The organism is Ruegeria sp. AF2 (assembly GCF_056542025.1).
On the sequence record NZ_JBQFZC010000001.1, the window covers coordinates 1,208,674 to 1,227,952 of the forward strand.

The 19,279-nt window shown below is 55.3% G+C and carries 16 protein-coding genes and 3 tRNA genes; 7 read left to right on the top strand and 12 right to left on the bottom strand.

All coding sequences use genetic code 11. From position 1 onward, the window contains the following. Positions 1-173 precede the first annotated feature (173 nt). Positions 174-773, top strand: coding sequence for a L,D-transpeptidase (locus tag ACR0NM_RS05990; RefSeq protein ID WP_170393194.1), 600 nt, complete (start codon positions 174-176; stop codon positions 771-773). Between the two features lie 78 nt (positions 774-851). Here the strand turns inward: ACR0NM_RS05990 and ACR0NM_RS05995 are convergent, their stop codons facing one another. Then, a complete protein-coding gene (locus ACR0NM_RS05995; RefSeq protein ID WP_170393195.1) occupies positions 852-1,328 on the bottom strand; it encodes a fasciclin domain-containing protein in 477 nt (158 codons plus the stop codon). A 71-nt stretch (positions 1,329-1,399) separates the two neighbouring features. Further along, positions 1,400-2,251 (bottom strand): class I SAM-dependent methyltransferase, encoded by an 852-nt coding sequence (locus ACR0NM_RS06000; RefSeq protein WP_480613618.1) that lies wholly within the window; start codon positions 2,249-2,251, stop codon positions 1,400-1,402. 135 nt (positions 2,252-2,386) lie between these two features. Here ACR0NM_RS06000 and ACR0NM_RS06005 point away from each other — a divergent pair, with 135 nt between their 5' ends. Further along, positions 2,387-3,502 carry a carboxylate-amine ligase gene (locus ACR0NM_RS06005; RefSeq protein ID WP_170510546.1) on the top strand — a complete coding sequence of 372 codons (1,116 nt, stop codon included), beginning with the start codon at positions 2,387-2,389 and terminating at the stop codon, positions 3,500-3,502. 2 nt (positions 3,503-3,504) lie between these two features. On the opposite strand, the gene ACR0NM_RS06010 is transcribed toward ACR0NM_RS06005, so the two are convergent. Further along, positions 3,505-4,365 carry a hypothetical protein gene (locus ACR0NM_RS06010; protein ID WP_170393198.1) on the bottom strand — a complete coding sequence of 287 codons (861 nt, stop codon included), beginning with the start codon at positions 4,363-4,365 and terminating at the stop codon, positions 3,505-3,507. Between the two features lie 159 nt (positions 4,366-4,524). On the opposite strand from ACR0NM_RS06010, the gene ACR0NM_RS06015 reads away from it, so the two are divergent. From ACR0NM_RS06015 to mmsB, 3 genes are read left to right on the top strand one after another with little or no spacing between them, the layout of a single operon-like run. Then, positions 4,525-5,667, top strand: coding sequence for an acyl-CoA dehydrogenase family protein (locus tag ACR0NM_RS06015; RefSeq protein ID WP_170421396.1), 1,143 nt, complete (start codon positions 4,525-4,527; stop codon positions 5,665-5,667). An 8-nt stretch (positions 5,668-5,675) separates the two neighbouring features. Then, positions 5,676-6,716 (top strand): enoyl-CoA hydratase/isomerase family protein, encoded by a 1,041-nt coding sequence (locus ACR0NM_RS06020; RefSeq protein WP_480613620.1) that lies wholly within the window; start codon positions 5,676-5,678, stop codon positions 6,714-6,716. A 3-nt stretch (positions 6,717-6,719) separates the two neighbouring features. Further along, positions 6,720-7,592, top strand: a complete 873-nt coding sequence (gene mmsB / locus ACR0NM_RS06025) for a 3-hydroxyisobutyrate dehydrogenase (protein WP_480613622.1) — start codon at positions 6,720-6,722, stop codon at positions 7,590-7,592. Between the two features lie 74 nt (positions 7,593-7,666). Here the strand turns inward: mmsB and uvrA are convergent, their stop codons facing one another. The 4 genes from uvrA to ACR0NM_RS06045 form a co-directional block, all read right to left on the bottom strand. Then, positions 7,667-10,525: an excinuclease ABC subunit UvrA gene (gene uvrA / locus ACR0NM_RS06030; protein ID WP_170662441.1), complete on the bottom strand. Its 2,859-nt coding sequence runs from the start codon at positions 10,523-10,525 to the stop codon at positions 7,667-7,669. A gap of 105 nt (positions 10,526-10,630) precedes the next feature. Then, on the bottom strand, positions 10,631-11,173 hold the full coding sequence (locus ACR0NM_RS06035) for a methyltransferase domain-containing protein (protein WP_480584937.1): 543 nt from the start codon (positions 11,171-11,173) through the stop codon (positions 10,631-10,633). A gap of 127 nt (positions 11,174-11,300) precedes the next feature. Continuing rightward, positions 11,301-11,377: transfer RNA gene (locus tag ACR0NM_RS06040), tRNA-Asp, on the bottom strand. Positions 11,378-11,429: 52 nt separating this feature from the next. Then, positions 11,430-11,506, bottom strand: a tRNA-Asp gene (locus ACR0NM_RS06045). 213 nt (positions 11,507-11,719) lie between these two features. Here ACR0NM_RS06045 and ACR0NM_RS06050 point away from each other — a divergent pair. Continuing rightward, positions 11,720-11,794, top strand: a tRNA-Val gene (locus ACR0NM_RS06050). 75 nt (positions 11,795-11,869) lie between these two features. Here the strand turns inward: ACR0NM_RS06050 and ACR0NM_RS06055 are convergent. Continuing rightward, positions 11,870-12,097 carry a hypothetical protein gene (locus ACR0NM_RS06055; RefSeq protein ID WP_170405503.1) on the bottom strand — a complete coding sequence of 76 codons (228 nt, stop codon included), beginning with the start codon at positions 12,095-12,097 and terminating at the stop codon, positions 11,870-11,872. A gap of 248 nt (positions 12,098-12,345) precedes the next feature. Between ACR0NM_RS06055 and ACR0NM_RS06060 the strand changes: the two genes are divergently transcribed. After that, entirely contained in the window at positions 12,346-13,932 is a 1,587-nt protein-coding gene (locus ACR0NM_RS06060; RefSeq protein WP_170562901.1) for an APC family permease, read from the top strand. A gap of 52 nt (positions 13,933-13,984) precedes the next feature. Here ACR0NM_RS06060 and lon read toward each other — a convergent pair whose 3' ends face one another. The 4 genes from lon to ACR0NM_RS06080 all read right to left on the bottom strand — a co-directional run bounded on the left by lon (position 13,985) and on the right by ACR0NM_RS06080 (position 19,235). Next, positions 13,985-16,393 (bottom strand): endopeptidase La, encoded by a 2,409-nt coding sequence (lon, locus tag ACR0NM_RS06065; RefSeq protein WP_170610440.1) that lies wholly within the window; start codon positions 16,391-16,393, stop codon positions 13,985-13,987. A gap of 233 nt (positions 16,394-16,626) precedes the next feature. Further along, positions 16,627-17,037, bottom strand: a complete 411-nt coding sequence (locus ACR0NM_RS06070; protein ID WP_480613625.1) for a DUF6636 domain-containing protein — start codon at positions 17,035-17,037, stop codon at positions 16,627-16,629. Between the two features lie 92 nt (positions 17,038-17,129). Next, positions 17,130-18,260: a tRNA guanosine(34) transglycosylase Tgt gene (gene tgt, locus ACR0NM_RS06075; RefSeq protein WP_480613931.1), complete on the bottom strand. Its 1,131-nt coding sequence runs from the start codon at positions 18,258-18,260 to the stop codon at positions 17,130-17,132. Between the two features lie 63 nt (positions 18,261-18,323). Then, a complete protein-coding gene (locus tag ACR0NM_RS06080; protein WP_480613627.1) occupies positions 18,324-19,235 on the bottom strand; it encodes a nucleoside hydrolase in 912 nt (303 codons plus the stop codon). Between the last annotated feature and the right edge of the window lie 44 nt (positions 19,236-19,279).

Here is a 19,279-nt window from a genome sequence, read left to right on the forward strand (position 1 = left end):
ATCAGGAAACCCGGCCCTACATGGGTCGGGTTTTTTCGTGCATGCGCCAGTTGCTGCCTGATCGCGTACCTCACAAGAAATTCAGAGGTCGCCCTCTGGAAAAAGCAGGCATTCACTAATATTTTATCGGTAATTCAACTATCCGAACAGCTCATAACTCCCTGGAGGCAACCTTGTCCCAAAATCGTTTTACCCGTCGTCACGCCCTTTTGGGCGCTGCATCGCTGATTGCGGCCCCTGCTATCGTGCGTGCTCAAAGCACTGATGCTTTCCCACAGACCGAGGAAGCAATCAGCACGCAGCTTCCAGTACGTCGTAACGTTTCATCGTTCTCGCAACAGAATTGGCAGGATCACTTTGACGAGTTGGGCGTCGGCGCATTGTTGGCCGATATCACCAGCCGGGCTGTTCATTACTGGGGGCCGGATGGAACCTACAAGCTGTACCCCAGTTCTGTCCCGATGAGCGAAGAGCTGACCAAGCGCGGCTATACCAAAGTCACACGCAAGGCGGAGAACCCAAGCTGGACACCAACCCCATCAATGCGCGAGCGCGATCCCTCGTTGCCAATTCGCATGGAGGGTGGTGAACCTGGAAACCCATTGGGAACTCGCGCTATGTATCTTGGCTGGCCTGCCTACCTGGTTCACGGCACCTATGATACCCGCAAGATTGGACGTCAGAGCTCGTCCGGCTGTATCGGTCTTTATAACCAGCACGTTGAAGAGCTGTATCCGCTGGTAAAGGTCGGTACTCAGGTACGTTTGGTCTAAACGGCGAGTTTATACACGAAACACAAAAAAGCCCCGTCCATCAGGAACGGGGCTTTTGTATTCGTGAAGGTGGTAGATTTATTCGGGAATGATCACTTCGTCGACAACGTGAATGACGCCGTTGCTGGCTTCGATGTCGGCCTGCACAACTTTGGCACCATTAACTTTCACGCCATTTTTTGCGTTCACGCTTAGTCGGTCGCCTTGCACGGTCAAAACCTTCGCGCGCTTTCCTGCAATGTCGCCGGACATCACTTTGGCTGGTACGACATGGTAGGTCAGGATCGACACCAACTGGTCCTTGTTTTCTGGCAGAAGTAGGGTTTCAACAGTGCCTTCAGGCAGAGCTGCAAAAGCTTCATCCGTGGGTGCAAAGACGGTGAAGGGCCCATCGCCTTTCAGCGTATCAACCAGGCCCGCGGCCTGAACGGCAGCAACCAGGGTGTTGAAAGACCCGGCAGCAACTGCGGTATCTACGATATCAGCGGCCTGTGCCTTGACGGGCAGTGCAAGTGCGAATGCGGCGGCAGCGCCCATGAATGTGCGGCGGAACATGGCTGTTAACTCCTCTCCAGCTTGTTATGAAAAGGGTTACGGGCCTGGGTTCGAACCGGATCACACAGAAATCAATTTTCTTTGAGCTGAACCCAGATGCTCTGCGCACGGCCCTCTTCTAGAAACGGCAGCGCTGCGACGGCGTCGGGGCGATCCTGCTGAAGGTAATATCCGGGCCAAAGCATTGAATAGAAACCGGATTGCAGCAAGGCGTGCAACATGTACTGCTCACCCCATCCTGGGCAGTCATAGAAGAACCGTTTGGGATATTCATAAGGCAGAAAAACATCGTGGACATGAATGACAACGCCGGGTTTCAGCGCCGGAATGATCCGACAGAATAGATGGGCGACATCGTTGCTCATCCGAACCACATGGCTTGAATCGATGAACAGAACATCCCCAGCCTCAAGCTGATCGAACAGCGCGGGATCTACTTCTTCCAGTCGCTTCTGCTCAAACTGATCGACGACATGGGCGATATCTGCGCGCGGGTACGGATCAATTGCCGTGATCGTCGTATCCAAACCACCATCTATGATCGCCTGCCGCGTCACGCGGGTAGAGTTCCCGCAGCCGACCTCGATCACGCGCTTGGGCTGAAAGCGGCGGATCATCAAGTAAAGCGCATCCGCATCCGGGCTATCGTAATATCCGTTGCCGGTGTAATAACCGGTTTGGTTTCGCGCCGGGTCCTTCAAAGCTGCAAGCGCATCGGAATGGCGCGTATACTCTTCGACAAGTTGCGCGATATCGAATCCGTCCATTCCCGGCGACAGGGCATAAGCGGGCCTGGTCAATCCCCCTGCCCGTTCGAACGCTTCCAGCCGCGCCCGTTCATCCTGTTCCGTAACCTTGTCGATCAGCTTGACGCCCAACTCATCTAGGGCTGCATTGATCTGCGGAAATTTTCTGGGTTTCACGAGGACGGCTCCACATTACGTTGCGCCCGCTCTTTACCTGTGCACGCAGGACTTCCGCAAGAACCGACAGGCCAAACCCTTGGCAAAACGCTAATTTCCGTATTCACTGATGTGAATTGACCAACGAGGGCCGCCATGCAGCAGGAATTCACGATCGGCATTGAAGAGGAATACCTGCTGGTCGATCAAGACAGTCTGCAGCTCGCCGAGGCGCCCGCAGCATTGATGGAAGCTTGTCAGGCAGATTTCGAAGGCCAGGTCAGCCCGGAATTTCTGCAGTGCCAGATCGAAGTCGGGACCCGCCCACATGCTACGATCAGATCGGCGCGCGAAGATCTAAAGCGCCTGCGTTCTTGTGTTTCAAAACGTGCAGCCGAGTATAATTTGGCTCCGATCGCGGTCTCTTGCCACCCGTTTGCGAACTGGAAAGACCAGCACCATACACGGAAAGAACGCTATGACGCCCTGCAGCATGCTTTGGGCGGCGTGGCGCGGCGGATGCTGATCTGCGGAATGCATGTGCATGTGGGCGTCGAAGATCAAGCCTTGCGCGCCGACCTGGTACCCCAGCTTTCTTACTTTCTGCCCCATCTGCTGGCGTTGTCGACCTCGTCTCCTTATTGGAACGGCGAAGATACCGGGCTTTCCTCCTATAGGCTCACCGTGTTCGACAATCTGCCCCGGACCGGTCTGCCCCCGGTGTTCGGCAGTTGGGGCGAATACGAACGCACCACTGGCGTGCTGGTCGAACTCGGCGTGATCGAGGACACCTCGAAGATCTGGTGGGACCTACGTCCATCTCACCGGTTCCCCACCCTAGAAACACGCATCATGGACGTACAGCCAAGGCTTGAACATACGCTTTCGCTTGCAGCGCTAGTGCAGGCGCTGACCCGGATGCTGTGCCGCCTGAAAGACCGCAATCTTCGTTGGCGGCAATATGATAAGTTTCTGATCGGCGAAAACCGTTGGCGCGCGCAGCGCTACGGTGTGGGCGAAGGTCTGATCGATTTCGGTGATCGCTCAATCAAGCCGATGGCTGAACTGATCGGAGAGCTGATGGGCATGTTGGCCGAAGACACCGAGGCATTGGGCACCATGACCGAACTCGCCCGACTTCGGCAGATCGCAGAAAATGGCACCTCCGCCACCCGCCAACGCCGTGTTTACGCTGAAGCTTTAGCGCGCGGGGATGATCCGGGCATGGCGGTGGTCAAGCACCTGATCGAGGAATTTCACGCCGACCTATAAAGTCAAACCGCCGCCAAAATCTCCTTGATCCGGTCCGCTACGGGTTCATACAAATCGCGATCCGTCCAGTATCCGTTATGCGAAAGCGGGTTCCACGACGTAAAGATTTTGCCCGCATTGATCGGCTTATCCTTCAAGGCCCCACTTTGAGCGAGCTGTTCATAGCTTGGCGCGCTTTTGCCCAAAGGAAAACCCAAAACATCATGCTTGTCATAGTAGTTTCGCCACCAGGTCGAAAACTGCAACGCAGGCGGCAGCGCGCGGTTCGGGGCCATGATCGGAAAAATCTCATTCTCGGGATATGCGAACAGAAAAATCGGAATATTGCACCCAAACGTCACGAGGCCAGCAACGGTTTTCATGTTTTCAACATCTGTCGGGTGAACCGGTGAACCACCCTGACGCAGATGTCTTTGCATGTCATAAATATAGTTCGACATTATGTGCCCACCCAGCGAATGCGCCAGGATCAGTACAGGCCCCTGTGGTCCGACCTGGTATTTGACGACCCCCATCACATTCTCGATTTTCTTGTGGATCGCCTCATAGATCTTATCGCCATCATCCGGAGTTGGTCGGTAAGAAGCAGCATCCGACAGATTGCACACTACAAACTCGCGCAGCTTGTCGTATCCTAGGCTGCGGTTGACCTTACGCAGATATGCCTTTTGCCGCCCTTGCAGGATCTGTGCCCAGACCACCTCGTGCCAGATCACATCATCCATATCCGCGCCGACCCGGTTCGATACGCGTCGTTTCAGCCCTTTGGAAAACGTTGGGGTCGTGGATGGGGGCTGGTTCTGAGGATTGTACTGGCTGCCCATGCCGTGAATCGCGATAACAGCAAGCTTGTGTGACGACATAAGAATACTCCGTAATGATCAAGAAAGCAGAATTCCCGCAGTATACCTCACCGTCCAGAAATCCCCTAAATCGCCGGGTTTGCCGTCATTGAAAAATTTCTGTAAGGATTGAAGAATAAAACGCTCGTTCAATTCTATAGCCATCAGGAAGCACACGTCATGGATTTCGCGCTGACCGAAGAACAAACGGCCATTTTCGACATGGCCTACGCCTTTGGCCAAGACCACATCGCCCCCTTCGCGCGTCAGTGGGAAGCAGACGGAACCATCCCCAAAGAGCTTTGGCCCAAAATCGGCGAACTAGGATTTGGTGGACTTTATGTCTCGGAAGAGGCTGGTGGTTCGGGTTTGACGCGATTGGATGCGACACTGGTGTTCGAAGCGCTATCGATGGCCTGTCCCTCGGTCGCGGCGTTCCTGTCGATTCACAACATGTGCGCCAAAATGCTGGACAGCTTTGGCAGTGACGATCTGAAGTCCCGCATTATGCCAAGTATCCTCAGCCTCGAAACCGTCCTCAGCTACTGCCTGACGGAACCCGGATCGGGATCGGACGCTGCGGCGCTGAAAACGCGCGCTGAACGGACCAATGAAGGCTTCACGCTCAACGGCACAAAAGCGTTCATTTCCGGCGGCGGCTATTCGGATGCCTATGTCTGCATGGTTCGCACGGGTGAAGACGGCCCTAAAGGAATCTCTACCGTCTATGTCGAAGACGGCACGCCGGGCCTGAGTTTCGGTGGTCTGGAACAAAAAATGGGTTGGAAAAGCCAGCCAACCGCGCAAGTTCAGTTTGACGATTGTAAAATTCCATCCAGCAATCTGGTCGGGGCTGAAGGCGACGGTTTCAAATACGCGATGATGGGGCTGGACGGTGGCCGCCTGAACATCGCCTCCTGCTCGCTGGGGGCAGCTCAGAACGGTCTGGACATGACGTTGCAGTATATGTCCGAGCGCAAGGCCTTTGGACAATCGATCGATCAGTTTCAGGCGCTGCAGTTCCGACTGGCAGATATGGAGATTGAGCTACAGGCGGCGCGCACATTCTTGCGTCAGGCAGCGTGGAAACTTGATCAGGGCGCACCGGACGCCACAAAATTCTGCGCGATGGCCAAGAAGTTCGTAACCGAAACCGGATCGAAAGTCGTGGATCAGTGTCTGCAATTGCACGGTGGATATGGCTATCTGGCGGATTATGGCATCGAGAAACTGGTGCGGGATCTGCGCGTGCACCAAATTCTGGAAGGCACGAACGAGATCATGCGCGTGATCGTTGCGCGCCAGATGCTCTCCAATCGCTGAGGTCTTTGATGTCTGATATCGACATTCGCACCACAGGCCGAGCCGGGCGCATCACGCTGACACGACCCCACGCCCTGAACGCCCTTAGCTATGAGATGTGCATGGCCATCGATACCGCTCTGCGCAACTGGCGTGAGGATGATCAAGTCGATCTGATCATTCTCAATGCCGAAGGCGACAAAGCCTTTTGCGCTGGCGGAGATATTGCCGACCTTTATGCGACCGGCACCAAGGCGGACTATGCTTATGGCCAAACGTTTTGGCGCGACGAATACCGCCTGAATGCCTTGATTTTTGAGTACTCAAAACCAGTGATCAGCTTCCTGCAAGGTTTCACCATGGGTGGCGGGGTTGGCATCGGGTGCCATGGCAGCCATCGAGTGGTTGGAGAAAGCTCAAAGATCGCGATGCCGGAATGCTCAATCGGGCTGGTTCCTGATGTGGGCGGATCGCTGATGTTGGCGCTGGCGCCGGGGCGATTGGGCGAGTATCTGGGCACCACCGGCCACCGCATGGGGCCCGGAGATGCGATCTATGCCGGGTTTGCCGACCATTTCATTCCCCAAGAGCATTGGGCGGGGCTGATAGACCAGTTGGAAGCCTCTGGACGGGCGGAACTGGTGGATGAGCATGCAGTGCCCGCACCGGATAGCCCCTTGGCTGAAATGCAGGGCGAGATCGACCGGCTATTTAGCGGAGAAAGTCTTGGCGATATCCTGAACAGCTTGCGCAACGATGACACAGAATTTTCGACAAAAATTCTCGGCACCCTGCAGCGAAACTCTCCTATCTCCATGGCTTGTGCTGTCGAGATGTTGCATCGGCTGCGCGGAACCGGCCTGACATTGCAAAAAGCGCTGGATCTGGAGTACCGGTTTACTTATCGCGCGATGAAGCATGGCGATTTTCTGGAAGGCATTCGCGCCCAGATCATCGACAAGGATCGCAACCCGAAATGGCAGTTTGCTGATTTGGATGTGCCTGCAGTCGCGGTGTCCAAGATGCTGCAACCGCTCGGTGCGGATGCTTTAAGCTTTTCAGAGGAGTAAGGGATGAAAATCGCATTCATAGGGCTTGGCAACATGGGCGGCCCGATGGCGGCCAATCTGGCGCGCGCGGGCCATGACGTCATCGGCTTTGATCAAGTTGATGTCGCCATCGAAGGCGTTTCCATGGCGTCCTCTGGCGCCGCTGCAGCTGCGGAAGCCGACGCCGTCATCACCATGCTTCCCAACGGGCAGATTCTGCGCACTGTGGCCAATGAAGTCGTCCCGGCAATGCAAGACGGTGCGGTTCTGATTGACTGCTCTACGGTCGATGTCGACAGCGCCCGCGCGGTGGCGCAGCAAGCTGCTCAGGCTGGTCTGCTATCAGTCGATGCACCTGTATCCGGCGGGATTGGTGGGGCCGCTGCAGGCACTTTGACCTTTATGGCCGGTGGATCTGACGCAGCTTTTGCCAAGGCGGCTCCGTTATTTGAAATCATGGGGCAAAAAGCGGTTCACTGCGGTGAAGCTGGCGCGGGTCAGGCCGCCAAAATCTGCAACAACATGATCCTCGGCGTGACGATGATCGCGACCTGCGAGGCGTTTGCACTTGCCGATAAACTGGGACTGGACCGGCAAAAGATGTTCGATGTGGTCAGCACCTCGTCAGGGTACAGCTGGACAATGAACGCCTATTGCCCTGCCCCAGGCGTTGGACCCGAAAGCCCATCCGACAATAACTACACCCCTGGTTTCGCCGCCGAGCTGATGTTGAAAGACCTACGTCTCAGCCAACAGGCTGCCGAAAGTGCGGACGCTGATACGCCCATGGGACAGGTTGCGACAAAGCTATATGAACAGTTTGTCGAACAAGAAAATGGCTTGGGTCGCGATTTCAGCGCCATGTTACCGCGATTTGAGAAGCGGTCCAGAGACTGAACAACCTAAGAACGCAGCGCTCTACGAAGCAACAGAGAAGAAAATTCGCAGCATTTTCTTCTCTCGCTCTGTTCCTATTCGGCAGCTACGGCTTGCCCATCCAGCATTGGCTTCAGATAACGCCCAGTGTGGCTACGCTCACATTCAGCGACGTCTTCGGGCGTACCCTCAGCCACAATCTGACCTCCGCCATCGCCACCTTCCGGGCCAATGTCGATTATCCAGTCGGCGGTTTTTACGACATCGAGATTATGTTCGATGACAACAACAGTATTTCCTTGGTCGACCAGTTCGTGCAGGACTTCCAATAGCTTACGCACGTCCTCGAAATGCAGACCCGTTGTGGGTTCGTCCAGAATATACAGCGTTCGACCCGTTGATCGCTTGCTCAGTTCTTTAGAGAGCTTTACACGCTGCGCCTCACCACCGGAGAGCGTGGTCGCCTGTTGACCAACTTTGATGTAGCCGAGCCCAACGCGAGCCAAGGCATCCATCTTGTCACGGATCGATGGCACCGCTTTAAAAAACTCCTGCGCATCTTCCACTGTCATATCAAGTACATCCGCGATGGACTTACCCTTGAACTTGATCTCAAGCGTCTCACGGTTATATCGCGCGCCTTTGCAGGTTTCGCAGGTGACATAAACATCAGGCAGAAAGTGCATCTCAATCTTGATGACGCCATCACCCTGACACGCTTCGCACCGGCCGCCTTTGACGTTAAAGCTGAACCGCCCGGGCTTGTATCCACGCGCTTTGGCTTCTGGCAACCCGGCAAACCAGTCTCTGATCGGGGTGAAAGCCCCGGTGTAAGTCGCTGGATTTGAACGTGGAGTCCGGCCAATGGGTCGCTGATCTATGTCGATCACCTTGTCCAGATGCTCTAGCCCTTTGATCGTTTCACAGGGCGCCGGTGTCTGGCGAGCGCCGTTCAACCGCATCGAGGCGGTTTTGAACAAAGTCTCAATCGTCAGCGTCGATTTTCCACCGCCAGACACACCGGTCACACAAACAAATTTTCCCAGCGGAAATTCGGCCGTAACGTTCTTGAGGTTGTTTCCCGTCGCCTTAACAACGGCTACTTTTTGCTTCTTACCCTTTCGCCGCTCAACCGGCACCGGGATCTCGCGCGTGCCCGAAAGATATTGACCGGTGATCGAGGCCGCATCGCCGGCGATATGCTCGGGCGTACCGTGGCTGACCACCTGTCCCCCATGCACTCCTGCACCGGGACCGATATCAAACACATAATCCGCCTCGCGAATGGCCTCTTCGTCATGTTCAACGACGATGACCGTGTTGCCCTGGTCACGCAAATTCTTAAGCGTTCCCAGCAGACGATCATTGTCGCGTTGGTGCAGACCAATCGATGGCTCGTCGAGTACATACAATACCCCGGTCAGGCCCGAGCCGATCTGGCTCGCCAGACGGATACGCTGACTTTCACCTCCGGACAGGGTACCACTTGAACGAGACATCGTAAGATACTCTAATCCAACATTATTCAAAAAACCCAACCGCTCGCGAATTTCCTTGAGAATTGCGCGCGCGATCTCGTTCTTTTGTGCGCTCAGATGATTTGGGGCATCCTCAACCCAGGCCAACGCCTCGCGGATCGACATTTCGACGACCTGTCCAACGTGCAAACCCGCAATTTTGACGGCCAGCGCCTCAGCACGCAGACGGTAGCCTTTGCATGTGCCGCAGGGTCGGTTGTTTTGATAGCGCTCGAATTCTTCGCGAATCCAGGCGCTGTCAGTCTCGCGATAGCGGCGCTCCATGTTGGGGATGACGCCTTCAAAGCTTCGGGTAACCTGATAGACGCGGCCACCTTCATCATAACGGAACTGGATCTCTTCATCACCAGACCCGCGCAGAAACACCTGCTGGACTTTCTTGGGCAAGTCCTTCCAGGGAGTGTTCTTGTCAAACTCGTAATGTCGCGCGATAGCTTCGATCGTTTGCAGAAAATATGGTGATTTACCCTTTCGCCAGGGCGCAAGTGCCCCGTCATAGAGTTTCAATGTCTGGTCCGGCACGACCAGACGTTCATCAAAGAACAGTTCGACCCCAAGCCCGTCGCAATCGGGGCAAGCCCCAAAGGGCGCGTTGAATGAGAACAGGCGCGGCTCGATCTCGGGGATGGTGAACCCACTGACCGGGCAAGCAAAATTCTCACTGAATGTGATCCGTACCGGGTCGCCCTCCTTCGGTGCGGTTTCGAGGATTGCGATCCCGTCCGCCAGATCCAGTGCGGTCCTTAGGCTGTCGGCCAGGCGTGTTTCCATGCCTTCTCGTACCACCAGACGATCGACAACGACGTCGATATCGTGGCGGAACTTCTTGTCCAGTGTCGGCGGCTCATCCAATTCATAGAACTCACCATCTACCTTGACGCGCTGAAAACCCTGCTTGCGCAGCTCAAGGAATTCTTTCCGATATTCACCCTTCCGATCACGAACGATGGGGGCCAGCAGATAGCCGCGCGTGCCCTCCTCCATCGTCATGATCCGGTCGACCATGTCCTGCACCTGCTGTGCCTCAATCGGCAATCCTGTGGCCGGGCTGTAAGGCGTACCAGCACGGGCAAAGAGCAAGCGCAGATAGTCGTAGATCTCGGTTACGGTGCCCACGGTCGAACGCGGGTTTTTTGAGGTCGTCTTCTGCTCGATCGAAATCGCGGGGCTTAGTCCGCTGATGTGATCCACATCAGGCTTCTCCATCATGTCGAGGAACTGGCGCGCATAGGCCGACAGGCTTTCGACATAGCGGCGCTGCCCTTCGGCATAGATCGTATCAAATGCCAAAGAAGACTTACCCGAGCCCGACAGGCCAGTGATCACCACTAGCTGATCCCGTGGGATGTCGACATCAATGCTCTTGAGGTTATGCTCGCGCGCACCGCGCACCTCGATATTCTTCAGCTCAGCCATTCAGGCCCCCAACAACCAACGTCACTCAGAGATAGGCGAGAGCGGCTGAGTCTCCAACCAAAAAATTAGAACAAAGTAAGAACAGGCGATTTTTCGACACTCGGCTTAAGCACTGGTTTTCTTCGCCAGAGCCCATGCGCAGATTGGAAAATCGGGATCGTTCTCCAAATTGTCTGTCTCAGGGTCATAAACAGGAGGCCATTCAAGTTCGAGATTGCGCAAAGCGGCATGCCGATTGCCCCACTGTTCAGCCCGGATGAGATCCGGGTCGAACCCACACTCAGTGAGCAGGTTTTTCAATCCGCGCGCAGACCAGCGCGAACAGTCATGCGGAGCAGCGTGAAACGGAATGAAGAACGGGACGGCCAGCCAGAAATACCCTCCGGGCCTTAGCATCTCTAGCACGTTCAGCGTGGCTTCAACCGGGCGATCCAAGTGCTCCCACACCTGATTGGCCAAAACCAGATCGACCTTTCGCACCTGCTGCTGCTTGTCCAGAACGGGTCCGGTGCAGATATCATGTTGCTTGTGCCAAATCTGTTCATAGCTGCAAAATCCAAATTGCTTACCCCACGAACCAGAAATCTCAATGACATCAAGTGTTTCCGGCTTTAGGCTACGAACCCACTGCCGGCTGCGCCGTGCCATGATAACTCGATTTAGACTGGTCACTGCTTGCCCCTGATGTTTTGCAGGCAATAAACCATAAGATCAGTAAGATGTCGGCACAAAAAAACGCCCACAAGGGCGTATGACTTTCTAAATCGAAGGAAAATGGCGCGGTTGACGGGGCTCGAACCCGCGACCCCCGGCGTGACAGGCCGGTACTCTAACCAACTGAGCTACAACCGCGCATTTAGGGTCTATGTGCGATCCGTTTGCCCGGATCAAAGGCTGGCAGCGATGGCGCGGTTGACGGGGCTCGAACCCGCGACCCCCGGCGTGACAGGCCGGTACTCTAACCAACTGAGCTACAACCGCCCACTGCCCGTTCATCTCTGAACGTTGGGGTGTATTATGGCTACACCCCGGCATCGTCAAGCGGCGTTTTCAAGTTTTTTGCTCGAACCTGATTTTTTCCGATCTATCCGACTTGGCGGGCAATGTGTGAAAACCGGATTTCGTCTGACGCGCTGCAATTTGAACGCTTTGAACTTGCGGCGAAACACAAGCCGCTGTATCAAACGCCGCTATGGGTGATTAGCTCAGTGGTAGAGCGCTTCGTTCACATCGAAGATGTCAGGAGTTCAAATCTCTTATCACCCACCATATTATTCAAATGCTTATGCGACATAGTTGAAGCGTTTTGGAACCATTTAGTTCAACGCTGCGAGCACAATGCTGTTATCCACCGACATACACGCCGGATTTAGGACGATAAAAAACCTTTTGGTCATGCAGACGCCCCAGAAGGTCGTGTGCCTTGCGCACAAAGTCTTCACGGGTTTCCCTTTCTTCTACCCTCTCGTCAACAGGGACATTCGATCTGGAAGCTATGGCATGACGCATGGCCTCTTCGATTATATCCATATCTTCGACCGAAAGCTCGAACATATCATTGTACAGAGGCATCCTGGGTTCTCCTACCTTGGCACAGACGACCAGCGTGCCTCATGTTCCGAGTCGATTCCACTTCAAATACCTATTGCCGGCGATCGCGTTTCGAAGAACACGCCCAGCAGGATTTAGAAGATGAATCGGGCAGACCTCGTTTTCACGAATTTTCTGCATGATATGTGGCACTTGCCATGTTTCCCGTGGCCTGCTTATCCTGATGTCATAGCCACCAATAAGGCACCCCTCTTTGGGCGAGAAATAACATGGCGAAACTGAAGCGGGAAATTGGCCTGGTCGGCCTGACCTTCATTTCGGTTGGAGGAATCATTGGGTCAGGCTGGCTTTTCGGCCCCCTACTCGCCGTGCAACACGCAGGCCCCGCCGCGGTTCTTTCTTGGATTATTGGCGCCGTTGCGATGTTCATACTGGCAATAACATTCGCCGAGATTTCAGCGATGTTACCTATCCCAGGCGGAATCGCACGCGTCCCTCAGTTCTCACACGGCAACATCGTGTCGATGGCGATGGGATGGACGGCCTGGATTGGCTACAACACCACCGCTCCGATCGAAGTTGAAGCCATGCTTAAATACCTCGCGCCCTACGCGTCATGGCTCCACGCCGCAGATACCGGCGAACTGACCGGCGCTGGTGTTTCGGTCGCCTTGCTGTTCATGTTGCTGTTCGTCGCTGTGAACGCACTGGGCGTAAAATTTTTTGCACAGGTAAATGCAACGCTGACCTGGGCCAAGATTGCCATTCCGATAGTATTGTCCGTGTTGTTGATCGCGACCCGCTTTGACGTGCAGAATTTCTCCGCACCTGACGGTTTCGCCCCCTACGGCCTGAAAGGCATCATGGCCGCAGTATCAACCGGTGGAGTGATCTTTTCCTTTATAGGTTTCCGACATGTTGTTGATATGGCGGGAGAAGTTCGAAACCCAAAATTCGACATCCCGGCTGCTCTGGTTCTGTCCATTGTATTATGTGCCCTGATCTACCTTGGATTACAGGTGGCCTTTATCGGCGCGCTTGATCCCACAATGATCCGCGATGGCTGGGCGAGTCTCAGCTTCGGTGGGCAAGGTCCGTTGGATGGCGTCATCATGTCCGTCGGGATATTGTGGTTCCTCAGCTTGCTGAACGTCGGGTCGGTCATCGGCCCGTTTGGCAATGGGTTGGTTGCAACAGGATCGAACGCTCGTATCGCTCTGGCCCTGTCGCAAAACGGGTTCCTGCCGAAACGTTTGCAGATCTTGTCATCGTTCGGAGTACCGCTTTGGGCCTTGGCTCTCAACTTTCTGATTGGCACTCTGTTTTTACTGACGGTCCCGTTCGCAACCGTAATCGCCCTGAACGGGGCCGCCATTGTGCTTTCATTCGCGGTCGGCCCAATCGCCGTGGTGTGCTTACGTGATCTGATGCCTGACCGCCCGCGCTCAATCCGTATTCCCGCCGTCAAACTTGTCGGGCTCACGGCCTTCGCGATCTCAACCCTGATCGTCTACTGGAGCGGATGGGACACGGTCTGGAGGCTGGGAATTGCACTGCTCATCGGCATGGCGCTGCTGCTGATCCGCTTTCACAATCGGCTCGATGAAATGGACGCAACCGAGGCGCTTTGGCTGATGCCCTATTTCTGTGGTTTGGGGCTGATCTCTTACATGGGTCAGTTTGGAGAAGGCGCGCAAAAGCAGATCCCGTTTGGTTGGGACATTGTGTTGTGTGCGGCATTTTCGGCGGTGATTTTTGCGCTCGCCGTACGCTCGGCGCTGTCGGACAAAAAATTCCAGGCTTACATCGAAAACGAAGAGGTGCTGGACCCGGCCAAACCTGTCATTGGACTTTGAACAAAAAAAAGGCGGGAAATGACCCCGCCTTTCTAATTAATCTGTTTCAGGCTTAGTGGGCTGTTGCCGACGGTCCTGCCCCTTCGGCCGCCTTGGCGGCAGCGGCAGCGGCCTCTTCAGCGGCCTCATCCCACTCAATTGAATCGGGCTTACGTATCAACGCTTGCTCCAGTACTTCCGAGACGTGTTTGACCGCGATGATCTCCAGCCCTTCTTTCACGTTGTCGGGGATATCTGCCAGATCCTTTTCATTCTCTTCGGGAATGAGGACGGTCTTGATCCCGCCACGCAGGGCAGCCAGCAGTTTTTCTTTCAGCCCGCCAATCGGCATCGCGTTGCCGCGCAGCGAAACCTCGCCTGTCATGGCGATGTCCTTGCGCACAGGAATACCGGTCAGGACCGAAACAATCGAGGTCACCATAGCCAAGCCCGCAGACGGACCATCCTTTGGCGTCGCACCATCGGGCACGTGCACGTGGATATCGATTTTGTCGAACTGCGGCGGTTTAACCCCGATCTGAGGCGAAATTGATCGGACGTAAGACGACGCCGCGTCGATCGATTCCTTCATCACATCGCCCAGCTTACCAGTGGTCTTCATCCGCCCTTTGCCGGGCAGTTTCAGAGCCTCGATATGCAGCAGATCACCACCGACCGAAGTCCAGGCCAAGCCAGTGACTACACCAACCTGATCGTCCTGTTCAGCCAAGCCATAACGGAACTTGGGCACTCCAAGAAAATCATCCAGATTGTCGGGCGTCACCTTTACGGTCTCCGCCTCTTTCTTGATGATCTTGGTCAACGATTTCCGCGCCACTTTGGCGATTTCGCGTTCGAGGTTCCGCACACCCGCCTCACGGGTATACGTGCGGATGATCGATTGTAGCGCCTCATCGGTCAGCTCAAACTCCTTGGCTTTCAGACCATGGTTTTTGACCTGTTTGTCGATCAGGTGTTGCTTGGCGATCTCGCTCTTTTCCTCTTCGGTGTAACCAGCCAGTGGGATGATCTCCATCCGGTCTAGCAGAGGCCCAGGCATGTTGTAGCTGTTAGACGTGGTCAGGAACATCACGTTGGACAGGTCATACTCGACCTCAAGATAATGATCCATGAACGTGTTGTTCTGTTCCGGGTCCAACACCTCCAGCATCGCCGAGGCTGGATCGCCACGGAAATCCTGCCCCATCTTGTCGATTTCATCGAGCAGGATGAGAGGGTTTGTGGTTTTCGCCTTCTTCAGCGCCTGAATGATCTTGCCGGGCATCGACCCGATATAAGTCCGACGGTGGCCACGAATCTCAGATTCGTCGCGCACACCACCCAGCGAGATGCGAATGAATTCGCGCCCCGTGGCTTTTGCGACCGATTTACCCAGCGAGGTTTTACCCACACCCGGAGGGCCAACAAGGCACAGGATCGGGCCTTTCAGCTTTTTCGAGCGCTGTTGAACCGCCAGATATTCGACGATCCGCTCTTTGACTTTCTCAAGTCCATAGTGATCGGCATCCAGAATGTCCTGCGCGCGACCCAGATCCTTTTTAACGCGAGATTTGGTGCCCCACGGCAGTGACAGGATCCAGTCCAGATAGTTACGCACAACGGTCGCTTCAGCCGACATGGGCGACATGTTCTTGAGCTTTTTCAGCTCACCTTCGGCCTTTTCGCGCGCCTCTTTCGACAGCTTGGTCTCGTTGATCTTGGCTTCCAGTTCGGCAACTTCGTTGCTGCCGTCCTCACCATCGCCAAGCTCCTTCTGAATGGCTTTCATCTGCTCATTCAGATAGTACTCGCGCTGCGTCTTCTCCATCTGGGATTTGACGCGGGTCTTGATCTTTTTCTCGACCTGCAGAACCGACATTTCGCCCTGCATCAGGCCATAGACCTTCTCAAGCCGCTCGCTCACCGAGAGCGTCTCAAGCAGTTCCTGTTTCTGTTCAACCTCGATGCCCAGATGACCTGACACAAGGTCGGCCAACTTTGCAGGCTCGGTGGTTTCACCGACGGCGGCCAGCGCCTCTTCGGGGATATTCTTGCGCACTTTTGCATAGCGCTCAAACTCGTCCGCGACGGTGCGCAACAGCGCTTCGGTCGTGGTGACATCGCCCGGAATCTCGGTCAGATACTCGGCGCGCGCTTCGAAAAACTGATCGTTTTCAAGAAATTCCGTGATCTGCACCCGCGCCTGCCCCTCGACAAGCACCTTCACGGTGCCATCGGGCAGTTTCAGCAGTTGCAGCACGTTGGCCAGAACGCCCGAGCGGTAGATACCGTCGATTTCCGGATCATCCTCACCAGGATCAATCTGGCTGGACAACAGAATTTGCTTGTCATCCTGCATCACCTCTTCCAGGGCGCGGACCGATTTGTCACGGCCCACGAACAGCGGCACGATCATATGTGGGAAGACCACGATATCGCGCAGCGGCAGGACGGGGTATGAGGAATTCAGAGGCTCTTGCATGCTCTATCCTTATCATTGGCAAGACGGCGCTGGTCCCTGATTCAGGCAACCTTTGGCCATCTCCTGTCTTGGACGATAAAGGTGGGGCACCTGTTCCCCCATTTCAACCTCATCGTCATTTGTCGTGATGCAGCATGACCGGATGATTTGGGGACTTCAAGGCATCCGACAGACATATCCACCGATTTTAGCGAACCCAGCATTAAAACGGGCAACAAATCATCCAGCGTGGATCAGAACACCCTCTGCTTAGCTCGGGACAAAAAGAAGCCATGACCGACTTCGTTTCTACATTCCAAGCCCTTTTTCGAGGAATGGCAAACGAACCCGCCAAACTCTCCGGTTACGCCGTAGTCTGCACGGTCAAATCCATCCCGGTTATGGCTGACTGGTTGGCACAGCATGCGGACGGCGCCCGTATTGGTCATGAAAAAATCATGTCCCCAGTCCGACTGACAATCCGCCGGGCGCGGGAACGCAGGCGCACCATTCCGCTCAATTATAGTGCAAGACAGGTCCGAAACACTCGCCCCCTGCCCGACGACACACTGAATATTCTCGGACGGGGTTTCGAAGGTCCAGACATCCGCAAGAGATGTCGATGCGCAAAGAACGATTGCGATAGAAACAATAAAGCGAGGCATTGAATCCTCCTGAACAAAACAAATGAAAATGGTAAATAATGCGCGAACAGTATAGCAAAAAATACCGCGTTTGTCACCGCAATGGCCACAATCTACAGCGGTTCAATATCGCCTTGCTCCCGAAGCGAGTGGAATTGCGATTGCCACTCTGCGAATGTGCCCTGTGAAATCGCGCCCCGCATTCCCTGCATGATTTCCTGAAAGTAATGCAGATTGTGCCAAGTCAGCAGCATGCCCGAGATCATCTCGTTCGAGCGGAACACGTGATGCAAGTAGGCCCGAGAATAACTTGAACACGCGGGGCATGTGCAGTTCTCATCCAGCGGGCGTGGGTCGTCAGCATGGCGGGCGTTCTTGATATTGACCACACCGTAACGCGTGAACACCTGCCCGGTGCGACCCGACCGCGAAGGTAGAACGCAATCCATCATATCTATCCCGCGTGCAACGGCACCTACGATATCATCAGGCTTGCCTACGCCCATCAGATAACGCGGTTTATCCTGGGGCAAGAAGTCAGGCGCATAGTCAAGGCAGCTGAACATGGCCTCCTGCCCCTCACCCACGGCAAGGCCGCCGACGGCGTAGCCTTCAAAACCGACCTGCTTAAGTGCCTCGGCACTTTCTTCCCGAAGATCTTGTTCCAGCCCGCCCTGCATGATCCCAAACAGGGCATGTCCGGGGCGGTCTCCAAACGCTTCGCGCGACCGCGCGGCCCACCGCATCGAAAGGCGCATGGACTCGGCGATACGGTCGCGATCGGCGGGCAGCGCAGGGCATTCATCAAAGCACATGACGATGTCCGAGCCCAAAAGGCGTTGGATTTCCATCGACCGTTCCGGCGTCAATTCGTGCTTCGAGCCATCGACGTGAGATTTAAAGGTCACGCCCTTCTCAGTCAGTTTACGCAAACCCGCCAGCGACATCACTTGAAACCCGCCCGAATCCGTCAGGATGGGGCGGTCCCAGTTCATGAATTTGTGCAGGCCTCCCAAACGATCAATCCGCTCGGCCGTGGGGCGCAGCATCAGATGATAGGTGTTGCCCAACAGAATATCGGCACCCGTGGCGCGCACACTTTCCGGCATCATCGCCTTGACGGTCGCGGCTGTGCCCACAGGCATGAACGCCGGCGTTCGCACCTCACCGCGCGGCGTGTTGATCACGCCTGTGCGGGCCTTGCCATCGGTGGCTTTCAGGTTGAAAGAAAATCGCTGGGTCATGGTAACGCCTTGGATCGCTGAACCGGGCAGGCTTTGCCCGATCTGCAAGGGCATTGCAACCCGTCAGGGCAGCGAGGCTACACGGTCCGTAAACAGGCGCACCACCCCTGCCCCATCGACATCCCGGCACACTCGCACTGGTGGCCGTGCAGGGTCAGGACGAGTCGCACCGATCTCAGCCCCGTCCAACGCCACCTGCAAACCCGTTTCGACCATTTCGAACATCGGTTCATGGGTGCAGGCGATAACGGCAGTCGAGTCATGCAGTCCGCACCCTTCAAGCCCACCGATCTCTTTGTAGAACTTTAAATAGAAGCGCGAGATATCACGCAGAAAACCACCCATGTCAGGGGAACGTTCAGCGAGCGCCTCAAAATCAGCGGTCTCGTAGAGCGTTTTCAGAGTCACATCCAATCCCACCAGAATCGTAGGCGGCGGCGCGGCAAAGACTTCGTCTGCAGCTTTGGCATCGTGATAGATATTCGCCTCGGCATGTTCGGTGATGTTGCCCGGGCAGAATACAGCACCACCCATGATAACGAGCTTGCCAAGATTGTCCGCAAACTCGGGGTCCAATCGCATGGCATCAGCGATATTGGTCAATGGCCCAACCGCACATACAACCAGTTCACCGCGATGGGTGCGCGCCATGTCGACCAGAAACTCTGCGGCGGACAGGGCGTGGTTTTCACCGATCTCATCAATCTTGGTCAGGTCACCAAAACCTTCGGGGCCATGCACATGTTCCGAAGGTGAATGCGTGGTCTCTCCCAAAGCGAATGGCGCGCCTTGGGCCACGGGAATGCCCAGCCCTAGTTTGTCCACCAGAAACCGCGCATTGCGGCTGGATTGATGCACATGGGTGTTGCCGAACACGGTGGTCAGGCCGATCAGGTCAATTTCGGACGCAGCGGCGGCATAGGCAATGGCCATTGCGTCGTCGATGCCGGGGTCTGTATCGATAATCAGTTTCATCCTCGTCCGATAACGCAAACACCAGTGGGATGCAAAGCTGCCAC